This is a genomic window from Staphylococcus sp. 11511212 (assembly GCF_011394755.1).
Lineage (GTDB): Bacteria > Bacillota > Bacilli > Staphylococcales > Staphylococcaceae > Staphylococcus > Staphylococcus chromogenes.
Genome location: NZ_JAANBQ010000006.1, coordinates 54,683 through 66,057 on the forward strand (window position 1 = coordinate 54,683; position 11,375 = coordinate 66,057).

Here is an 11,375-nt window from a genome sequence, read left to right on the forward strand (position 1 = left end):
CCCACCTCTTTAATTTGGAAAATGTACGACGAGCTTCCCTTCTTTGTCAAAAGTCGTGACACTTTGGCAAAGATTATGAATGATATGCCCTTTAATTTCCGTACTCATTGTTTCAAAAGATTCTAAAGCGACTTTATGGTATTCGAAAATGGCATTTCGTTGGCCATTTTGTCGATTTTGAACACTGCTTTTGAGTTGTTGTAAATGGTCGACTTGTTGAATCCAATGACTATCTATGGCTTTTAATATCGCTTTTTGTACAAAGCGTGTGTAAAGATAATTATCATTTAATGCTTGTTCTTGTGCCTGTAACGTTGATTCAAATAGTTTGGTTAAAAAAGTGACGACTTCTTTTTCATTGTGTAATGAGAGGTCACTTAAGTCATCCGCAAATTGAAAACTCACGCGCTGATAAATATAGTCGATTAATTTTTCTCGGCTGTTGAGGGCTTTTTGACGATAATCGCGTCGAAATACTTCTTCCGCAAGTTGTGTTAAATTCAAGCGTCCGATATCCCAGAGTGCTAACACACGATCGCGTTCTTGATAAATCAATTCCCGTTGAATACTGATACTTTTCTCATATTCGTTGGCCATTTCACGTTGAAGCACCCCATGTTCTTCGGAGACCCGTTGTGCACGCGCCACTGTTTTTTGAACGCGCTTTTGAAACATACGGCTTTGTTGGAGCGCGTCACTGTCTACTTGATTCAGCTTGTCATTATTTAACATATGGCCTTTACCCCATCGTTTAACGAGATAGTCTTCGAGTGAAATATAAATTTGAGAAGATCCCGGATCCCCTTGTCTTCCTGCACGCCCGCGCAATTGGCGGTCCACACGACTATTTTCCATATGTTCACTAATAATGACCGCAAGCCCACCAAGTTCTTGGACACCCTCTGCTAGTTTAATGTCGGTGCCACGACCTGCCATACTCGTTGCAACTGTCACCGCACTGAGTTGTCCGGCTTCGGCAATCATTTGCGCTTCTTTCGCTACATTTTGCGCAATTAATAAGTTATTAGGGATATTCAACTCAAATAGCGCCATCGAAAAATATTCAGCCACTTCTGCCGTACGAGTGATTAAAAGGACAGGGCGTTGCGATTCATATAACGCTTGAACACGTTCTAAAATGGCTTTATTTTTGTCTTCTGCATTTTTAAACACACGGTCTTCCTCATCGTGACGTGCAATCGGTCGATCTGTCGGAATTTGTACGACAACTTTCGAATACAAATCGAAAAACTCTTTTTCACCGAGCTTACTTGTGGCACTCATTCCTGAAAAATCGTTGAATTGACGGAATAAATTTTGAAACGTAATCGTGGCCATCACACTCATATCCAGTGACAATTCGACATTTTCCTTTGCTTCAATCGCTTGATGTAGACCCGATTGTAATTTTGTTCCGGGCAGCATACGTCCAGTAATACGGTCGATGAGGACGACCTCCCCGTTATAGACGAAATAATCTAAATTGGCATCAAACAAGTGGCGTGCACGTAGCGCTAAATTAATGTTACGTGCCAAGTCAAAATAGCCTTCTTCATAAATGCTTTCGATACCAAAGTAGGCATTTGCCGCATCAATTCCCTCTGGCGTAAGCCAAATTTCTTTTTTAGTTTTTTCCATTTTGAAATGGACGTCTTTTTTTAACGTTTCTACAAAGGCTTTCACGATATGAAACAAATTGGATTGTACCCGAGGTGCCCCTGAAATAACGAGTGGGGTTTGCGCAGAATCTAAAATAATGGAATCCGCTTCATCGATAATCCCAAAATTTAAATCGGGCAAGAATTTTCCTTCTTGACCATCTGCCAAATTGTCGATTAAATAATCAAACCCTAAACGACCATTTGTCGTATAAATGATGTCATGACTATAAATTTTTTGTTTTTCCCCTGGCATGTATTCATAATCCGGAATATCTACAAAACCGAGGGCAATCGTGAGTCCGAGCCATTCAAACAGCGGTTTCATCTCTTCATAGTCCCTACGTGCCAAATAATCATTCGTCGTAATCAAATAGGCCCCTTTTCCAGTGAGCGCATTGAGATAAAGTGGCATCGTCGCTGTTAACGTTTTGCCTTCTCCTGTCTGCATTTCCGCAATATTACCTTCATGTAATACAATGGCCCCTAACACTTGGACATCTTTGGGATACATCCCAAGTACACGTCGACTGGCTTCTCGTATCACCGCATAGGCCTCAGGTAACAGTTGAGATAAAGAGGTGCCTGCCTGAATGACTTTTTGAAATTCAGCCGTTTTTGCTTGGAGTGCGGCGTCTTCAAGTTGTGCATACGCGTCACTATAGCTATTGACTTGATGCAAGATTTTTCGAAGGCGTTTAAGACGCATTTGGTTGATCGTATGAGTCATACTAAATTTCATCGTGACGCCCTCCATTCAGCTGATTGATATTGATATACTTTAAAAAATGACTTGGATTTAACAAATTTTCAACAATGCCCAGAGATTGCATCGCATCCTTTTCTTCATCCATATACACTACCCTCTCCGTGCCCCGTCGAGATGGGAAGCTTGGCTTAGTTTGTGCATGGTGATGCGTCATAAAGGCAGTGCCTCCAAATTTTTCTGCCATGTGATAGGCCATTTCATTGGACGCTTCGTGATAACCGATAAAATGTAAGTGTGAGAAATCCTCAACAAGGGGGCTCAGTCTTTCAAACACTGTCTCTTCCTCTACTTGTTGCCAATGTTCAATCCCAATCACATTTTTCATATTTCGAATCGCATCATAAGACAATTCCTGTGCTTCTACAAAAATGATATTGCGTACCGGCAATGTCTGATCTTCGTTGACAACCTCTGAAATCGACAATTGTTGATGAAGCGCATCTCCTTCATGTGGGCCAATCGTAATCGTCCGAAACCGAATGTCCTGTGCTGCCGCATTAATCATCTGTAATACATATGAAAAAGCGTCTTTCGGATAAACAACGTCTGCTTCGTGTCCCTTTATAATTTGAGTACCCGCTTCTGTCCCGTTACGTCGTTTAAAAATGAGTTTGAAATAAATATGGTCCGCTGGTTCAACCTCATAGTCAAACGAAAAATGATACGTCTGTCCTCTCTTTAAAATAGGTAATGTCGGAATCATTTTATCTGCAGTATATTGGGTCATCATCTGCCATTCATGAATCACGATTCCTGAAGGCATAAGCGCATTTTTAAAAATGGTTTCATCTTCTTTAAATTGTAATTGTGAGCCATACATAAACGTCGATGGCGTAATTTGTGTCCAACGAATCGTATCACTGTTATTTTGCACGTTGTGTCACTCTCCCAAATCGACTTTCCAAAATGATGTTGTAAAAATTGACGAACCAACTTGTAATTGTCGGTGAATCATCGTTATGTCTTCCCGGTACGCCTCGACTCATCACACGCGCATGTTGTCGCGTCAAAATAGGAAGCAACAAGTCAAAGGCATGCATATCATAATCATCATGTTGCATATATGAAATCGCAAAGGTCGTGTTTGAAAAGTCAGCCGCCTCGATCTTTTGCCAAAATTTTTGATTGAGCCGGTCGATATCCTCTTGCTTAAGACCGGATTCATTTTTCAAAAGGACGTCGAGTGCAGTCCCAAAATCTTCCGGACGAAGCAGGGGCATATTCTCCGCCACCGTCCCTATATTGATTAATGGTTTACCCACGACAATCCCTGCCGGATTCAGTTGTGCGCCGTAATACAATGCACCAAATGACCCCATCGACAATCCTGATAAAATCAACTCATCTGGCGCAAACCCAAGGCGTTCGAGTCCGTCTTGAATCACTTGTTTTATCGCCGATTCATATTCTTCAGAGCCTAAATAGAAGGCCCCACCTTCAATTCGAGGATCACCGATGAGTATAAACGGTGCTTTAAAACGATTCATCATAAAATAGCCTTCGAATCCTTCCGCAGAACGATAGCCACTAAAATAAACGTTGAGCGGCGGTTTCATGTCCCCAGGATTGAAATAATGAATGAATTCATCTCTATTCGCATCGGCATAGCGTTGGCCACCTAAAATAAACTGTCCCATCTCTAAACGTGACCAGCGTTTATGCATGGCCCCCATTTCAAACGACCCTTGCCCTTTCGCACGTGCGCTCAACACAATATAGGCATCGTGGGTACGTCTTGGAATTTCTAAAGGTGTCGCTAAATCATGATGAGATACAACAAACTCTTCGACAATATTGTCTGCCGTCCCTGAGGAAATAAGACGAAACACAAATTCAACCTTAACATTTCCTGACAACGTGAACTCTGGCCAAACTTGAATCACTTTACCTTCATCATAGAAGAGATGCTTTTGCCAAGACAAAATCGGCGTCATCTCCTCACCAAAGTCCCCTGAAAGCACTAAAGCTTTATTCCCGACATAGTCAGCTGTGCCTTGAAAAGACGGGTTGACCATACAAAATTTAGGCGACAATTTATCTCCATATTGTCCTGAGAACGTCACCGATTTTAACTTTTCATATAAATCATTTAAATCTTTGTATTCAAGTGGACGTATAATACGTTGTGTGACAAGAGGATGTGCTTCAAATTGATCATCCCAAAACTGACTATCTACATAGGTCGTATAGGGTTGACTTGCGACTTCCAAAGTTTCCATTAGCCCTTCAGAAAAAGGAGTTTGGACAAAAATCAAATTAAATTGACCATGAACATAAATGGTATCTTTGACTGCTCGCTTATAATCTTCATAATTACTAAAAATTTGTGGATTCAAATAATCCCAATCTGTGTTCTTGTCATCTTCAAAATGAGGACCATAGTCGTGCCCTCCAATTTGGAGCACTCTAAATTTACGCGCCATACTCTCCACCTTCAATCAATTGATTTAACTGGTCGATTATTTTTTCAGAAGCATAATTTTTAGCCAGTTTCTGCGAATACGCATAGGAATGATTCCAATGTTTTAAGTGCGTTAAAAAATAATCTAAAGCTGGAATTAACGCTTGTTCCGTATTGATGACTAATCCATTCGTCCCTGGTTGGACATAATCTGTCTCCGTTTGATTAATTTGAGGCAACCCTGCACCTAGACAACAGATTTGTAAAAACAAATCCGGTTCTTCTGATAAATCGATGACAATACGGAGGGTCGTCATCGCTTCGACAATGTCTAATTCAAAAGGCACCATTTTCAGTTCGATGTAAACGACTTCTTCAACTTCTTTCATCAATTCCATAAGTTCTTCAGGAAGATCTTTCTTATGATTAAAACGGTCATTAATCGCTGTAATTTCGTTAAGCAACCATCGAGAGACACGATGTTTTTCCCATTCTGTGATTAGGACGAGGCGCACCTCTTCATGTTGTTCCATATAATGGACAAGTTGTGGGAGCACACTTTTTAATTGTGATTCGCTGAGACCGTCTATCCATAAACCAATATACGTTTCATGTAACTGATTACTGCGGTTTGGCATGACTTGTGCATCAAAAGGCGTAATCCGCATGAGACGATTCGATAAATGATGTTTGGCTTTATATTTTTCAAGTCTCCGTTCATTTTCCCGGGTATCCACAAGCCAACTTTGCCCCGCTTCTATAGTTTGCAAGTCGTGCTCAGTCATGTCTAGATTACGCTGTTGGAATAAAGAAAAACATAAACGCTGTGTCTTGAACGTCTTCGTAATCAAAGCGTTATGTCGAACATCTGCAGCAATAATGATTTCATCTAAATCGTTCATCGTACGGTCTCGATGATAGCCCAAATATTCTTGAATGACCTCTGACATGGTCGAATAGGTGTATTTTGAAAAATGAATTTCATATTTTTCGTGTACCGCCACAGTTCCTTGAACGAGATTTTCCTCTAAAATCCAATCCCCATCTTGCGTCATGTAACGAAGCGTTTGTGGCGTACCTTGCGCATCAAAATAAAGCACACTGGATAAGCATCCACGATCATCAAAAACCAAACGTCGACATTTGGTTTGATTTTCAAAGTCCTCAATCCAAATTAAATAACCTTCTTGACTAAAGTAAATATTGGAATAACGATTTTTAGCGGTAATCGCCCGAATGAGGTAAGGCGTATACACGAATTCCGTACCACTTGGCCAATTGAGTTGTCTATAATCTACAGATTGTGGGGTTTGATGCGTAAATCCTTGAATTTCATCAAAAACAGACCAATACTTTGATTCAAACAAATCATGACGATGTAAAAACGTGCGCAAATGTGGACTATAATTGAGAATCATCATTTCGAAATCACAGTCATTTTTTTGATGCATCGCCATTAAGCTAATCAAATCATCAAACTCTGTAATCGAACGCTTACGATAAAAAGGCTCTGCCTGACTTTCCCACCATTGATGTGAGCTATACCACGCCGGGATAAAACGTTTCATGAAAAATCTCCTTACCAATATTTAGTCAAAAACTGTTGATATTTATCAAAATACAAATACGTCCGCAAAGTTTCAGCGATATTAATACTGATGTAGACCATGATAATCAATTGAATTGCAAAATAGATTTGTTGTGAAAGTTGAGGGACAAATAACGTGCAATACAAAGGAATACCAATAATCAAACCGACAATAATAGAACCTGTCCAACATATGCGTCGTGCTTTACTGTTTAAGAAAGCGTCCGTCTCAGTACCTGGATACACACCGACAAAATAGTTGCCACTTTTCAAAAAATCTTTCGTCTTTTGCTTAGTATTAATCAACAAACGTGACATCCAATAACCTAAAATTATTTGCATCAAAATATAGACAGTAATTCCTATCGCATTATTGAAACTTAAAAATGCGATATGCGTTGTCTTCCCCGTCACGAAACCAATAATTAAATTGATGACACTATTAAGAAGAATAAAGACAGATAAACTGATCATAATTGAAATACTGCCCGCCGGATTTAATTTCCAAGCCAAATAAGAAGGCGTTCGTGTATCCGTAATATGCATGATGTCTCGATAGTTTAAACGATATTCGACCAATTCAATGAGTAATAAAACAAATAAAGCAACTATAACAAGGACAATGATGGTCATTAAAATAAATGTTTGGACGTGAAGTTCAGGGAGACGTTGATTAAAAATCGACCGCACAATACTGAGAAGCACAATCGGCATAGGCCCTGCAATCCCATAGCGTACATTTTGATCCGCCATCCAAACCAATAACATCGCACCGGTCACAACAACTAACAAAAGCAAAAAGATATTTGCTTCTTTAATATGATCTTTCACCACTGATTGATGAATCATAAAATAACCTTGAACAATACATAAGGCGAGCGTCAATAATTTTTCTTGGTAGTGTTTTTCTTTACGCGTTTGGCGCATCGCTTTTTCAAAATTACGGTAACGTAACAACATTAAAAAGATCATTGCGGTTAACCACGGTCCAAGACCTAGCGAAAAAATATTGAGTGTATGCAAGTCCCCGCCCATATTTGACACCGCAAGTTTATAAAATGAATTTTCTTGCGCATTCATTTTATCTGAGCTAACGATAGAAATGTGACTACCGAATATGTATATCAATAATATGAACAACGTAAATAATATACGTTTATGTAAAATTTTATATTCGTATTGTCCTAAAATACGAAAAAATAGATTATTCTTCACATTAACCCTCTTTTAATAACATGTTGCCAAAGAGGCTAGAAGCACGAGTCTCTGGCAAATTTTCCAAAGTTCACTTGTGTCTAGCCTCTTTAACCCATGTTGTCTATTTATTATTTGTTAGACTTCGTTGCTTTCTTTTTATCTTTTTTTGATTTTCTGAGTAAACCTAATCCAGCCAACATTGCGGCAACCGCCCCAACTAATCCATTGTTGCTTGTCGCTTGACCTGTATCAGGTAACTGCGCTTTTTCAGTCACTTTTGCCTGTTGTGCTGTCGTTGTGTTGTCACCTTGATTCATAGATGTGCTACCGATAAACGGTGCTTGAGATTCAGAGGATGACATTGATCCACTTGTTGAATCTGAAGTCGATAACGATGTTGATGTCACACTTGACGCTGATTGACTTACAGACGTTGTAGTAGAGTCTGATGCGCTTGCTGAGCTTGAGTCACTTAATGATGCACTCGTTGACTCACTTAATGATGTTGACGTGCTTACGCTTGTTGAGTCTGATACAGATGTTGATGTGCTTACGCTTGTTGAGTCTGATACAGATGTTGATGTGCTTCTTGAGCTTGAATCACTAACTGACGCACTTGTCGATTCACTCATTGAAGCTGATGTGCTTACGCTTTCAGATAGAGAAATCGATGTACTGATTGAATCGCTTAGTGATGTCGATGTGCTTGCTGACTCTGAGCTACTCATTGAAGCACTTGTTGACTCACTTAATGATGTCGACGTGCTTACGCTTGTTGAGTCTGATACAGATGTTGATGTGCTCACTGATTCACTTAATGATGTACTGATACTTTCAGACAGTGAAACACTAACACTTATGACATCAATTTCACTCATTGAGTGGCTTTCACCAGTACCTGTTGAAGTAACTGTCGAATCATTATTGCTTAACGAAATACTTATCGTTTCGCTTAATGAAGTTGAAGTACTTACACTTGCTGAGTCTGACACTGATGTTGATTTGCTAATTGATTCTGAGTCACTTACAGATGTACTTGTTGATTCGCTCAACGAAGTTGAAGTACTTACACTTTCGAAATCAGAAATTGACGTTGATGTACTAACCGATGCTGAGTCGCTCACTGATGTACTTGTTGACTCACTTAATGAAGTTGAAGTACTTACGCTTTCTGATTCTGAGATCGACGTTGACGTGCTAACCGATTCTGAATCACTTACTGAAGTGCTTGTTGACTCACTTAGTGATGTTGAAGTACTTACGCTTTCTGAATCACTTATTGACGTACTTGCACTTGCTGAATCCGATACTGATGTTGACGTACTCAATGATTCTGAATAACTCACTGATGTGCTTGTTGACTCACTCAATGAAGTCGATGTACTTACACTTGCTGAATCTGATACAGATGTTGAAGTACTGATTGATTCTGAGCTACTCACTGACGTGCTTGTTGAGTCGCTTAATGAAGTTGATGTACTTACGCTTTCGGAATCCGATACAGATGTTGACGTGCTCACTGATTCTGAATCTCTCACTGATGTGCTTGTCGATTCACTCAATGAAGTCGATGTACTTACGCTTTCGGAATCCGATACAGATGTTGACGTGCTCACTGATTCTGAATCTCTCACTGATGTGCTTGTCGATTCACTCAATGAAGTCGATGTACTTACACTTGCTGAATCTCTCACTGATGTACTTGTCGACTCACTTAATGACGCTGAAGTACTTACACTTTCGGAATCTGACACTGACGTTGATGTACTCACTGATTCTGAATCACTTACTGACGTACTTGTCGATTCACTCAATGAAGTTGAAGCACTTACACTTTCGGAGTCACTTACTGACGCGCTTGTTGACTCACTTAGTGAATTTGATGTGCTCGTACTCTCTGAATCTGATACTGATGTTGAAGTACTGATTGATTCTGAATCACTTACTGATGTGCTTGTCGATTCACTTAGTGACGTTGAAGTACTGGCGCTCTCTGAATCCGATACTGATGTTGATGTGCTCACTGATTCTGAATCGCTTACTGATGTGCTTGTTGACTCACTCAACGAAGTTGAAGTGCTCGCACTCTCTGAATCTGACACTGATGTTGATGTGCTAACTGATTCTGAATCACTTACTGATATACTTGTTGACTCACTCAATGAAGTTGAAGTACTCGCACTCTCTGAATCTGATACTGATGTTGATGTGCTCACTGATTCTGAGTTGCTTACTGAAGTACTTGTCGATTCACTTAATGAAACTGATGTGCTCGCACTTGCTGAATCTGAGATTGATGTTGATGTGCTCACTGATTCTGAATCACTTACTGATGTACTTGTTGACTCACTTAGTGAAGTCGATGTGCTTCCACTTTCCGAATCTGACACTGATGTTGACGTACTTACTGATGCTGAGTCGCTTACTGAAGTGCTTGTTGATTCACTTAATGAAACTGATGTGCTCGCACTTTCCGAATCTGAGATTGATGTTGACGTACTCAATGATTCTGAATCACTCACTGATGTACTTGCTGACTCACTCAATGAAGTTGACGTGCTTGCGCTTTCGGAATCTGAAACTGATGTTGACGTACTTACTGATTCTGAGTCACTCACAGATGTGCTTGTTGATTCACTCAATGAAGTTGATGTACTTACGCTTTCTGAGTTTGACACTGATGTTGATGTGCTCACTGATGTACTTGTTGACTCACTTAGTGAAGTCGATGTGCTTCCACTTTCCGAATCTGAAATTGACGTTGATGTGCTTAAGGACTCTGAGTCACTCACAGATGTGCTTGTCGATTCGCTCAACGAAGTTGAAGTGCTTACGCTTTCTGAATCTGAGATTGATGTTGACGTACTTACTGACTCTGAATCACTCACAGAAGTACTTGTTGATTCACTCAATGAAGTTGATGTACTTACGCTTTCTGAGTTTGACACTGATGTTGATGTGCTCACTGATGTACTTGTCGACTCACTTAATGACGTTGATGTACTTACGCTTTCCGAATCTGAGATTGATGTTGATGCGCTAACTGATTCTGAATCGCTTACTGATGTACTTGTTGACTCACTTAGTGAAGTCGATGTGCTTCCACTTTCCGAATCTGACACTGATGTTGACGTACTCAATAATTCTGAATCACTCACTGATGTACTTGCTGACTCACTCAATGATGTTGAAGTACTTGTACTTTCTGAGTCTGAGATCGACGTTGACGTGCTAACCGATTCTGAATCACTTACTGAAGTGCTTGTCGACTCACTTAGTGAAGTTGATGTGCTTGCACTTTCGGAATCTGAAATTGACGTGGACGTGCTTACTGATTCTGAGTCGCTTACTGATGTACTTGTCGATTCACTCAATGAAGTTGAAGTACTTGCGCTTTCCGAATCTGAGATTGATGTTGATGTGCTCACTGATTCGGAATCGCTCACTGACGTACTTGTCGATTCACTCAATGAAGTTGAAGTACTTACACTTTCTGAATCCGATACTGATGTTGACGTGCTGATTGATTCGGAATCGCTAACAGATGTGCTTGTCGATTCACTTAGTGAAGTTGACGTACTTGCACTTTCTGAATCCGATACTGATGTTGACGTGCTCACTGACTCTGAGTCACTTACAGATGTACTTATTGATTCACTTAGTGAAGTTGATGTACTTACACTCTCTGAATCCGATACTGATGTCGACGTGCTCACACTTTCCGAATCTGATACAGATGTTGATGTACTTACTGATGTGCTT

7 protein-coding genes are annotated in these 11,375 nt (G+C 40.1%); 1 reads left to right on the plus strand and 6 read right to left on the minus strand.

What is annotated here, in order from left to right; all coding sequences use genetic code 11:
- Nucleotides 1-9: 9 nt before the first annotated feature.
- From secA2 to G8Y84_RS07755, 6 genes are all read right to left on the minus strand, one after another.
- Nucleotides 10-2,400, minus strand: a complete 2,391-nt coding sequence (gene secA2, locus G8Y84_RS07730; protein WP_165806245.1) for an accessory Sec system translocase SecA2 — start codon at nucleotides 2,398-2,400, stop codon at nucleotides 10-12.
- A complete protein-coding gene (asp3, locus tag G8Y84_RS07735) occupies nucleotides 2,390-3,301 on the minus strand; it encodes an accessory Sec system protein Asp3 (protein WP_165806246.1) in 912 nt (303 codons plus the stop codon). The genes secA2 and asp3 overlap by 11 nt, the downstream gene beginning before the upstream one ends.
- Entirely contained in the window at nucleotides 3,291-4,850 is a 1,560-nt protein-coding gene (gene asp2 / locus G8Y84_RS07740; RefSeq protein ID WP_165806247.1) for an accessory Sec system protein Asp2, read from the minus strand. The genes asp3 and asp2 overlap by 11 nt, the downstream gene beginning before the upstream one ends.
- On the minus strand, nucleotides 4,840-6,396 hold the full coding sequence (gene asp1 / locus G8Y84_RS07745) for an accessory Sec system protein Asp1 (protein WP_165806248.1): 1,557 nt from the start codon (nucleotides 6,394-6,396) through the stop codon (nucleotides 4,840-4,842). Before asp1 ends, asp2 begins: the two co-directional genes overlap by 11 nt.
- Nucleotides 6,397-6,407: 11 nt before the next feature.
- Entirely contained in the window at nucleotides 6,408-7,631 is a 1,224-nt protein-coding gene (gene secY2, locus G8Y84_RS07750) for an accessory Sec system protein translocase subunit SecY2 (protein WP_105965635.1), read from the minus strand.
- 110 nt (nucleotides 7,632-7,741) lie between these two features.
- Entirely contained in the window at nucleotides 7,742-8,020 is a 279-nt protein-coding gene (locus tag G8Y84_RS07755) for an LPXTG cell wall anchor domain-containing protein (protein ID WP_165806231.1), read from the minus strand.
- Between the two features lie 103 nt (nucleotides 8,021-8,123).
- Here G8Y84_RS07755 and G8Y84_RS07760 point away from each other — a divergent pair, with 103 nt between their 5' ends.
- On the plus strand, nucleotides 8,124-8,954 hold the full coding sequence (locus G8Y84_RS07760) for a hypothetical protein (protein ID WP_165806249.1): 831 nt from the start codon (nucleotides 8,124-8,126) through the stop codon (nucleotides 8,952-8,954).
- Nucleotides 8,955-11,375 lie beyond the last annotated feature (2,421 nt).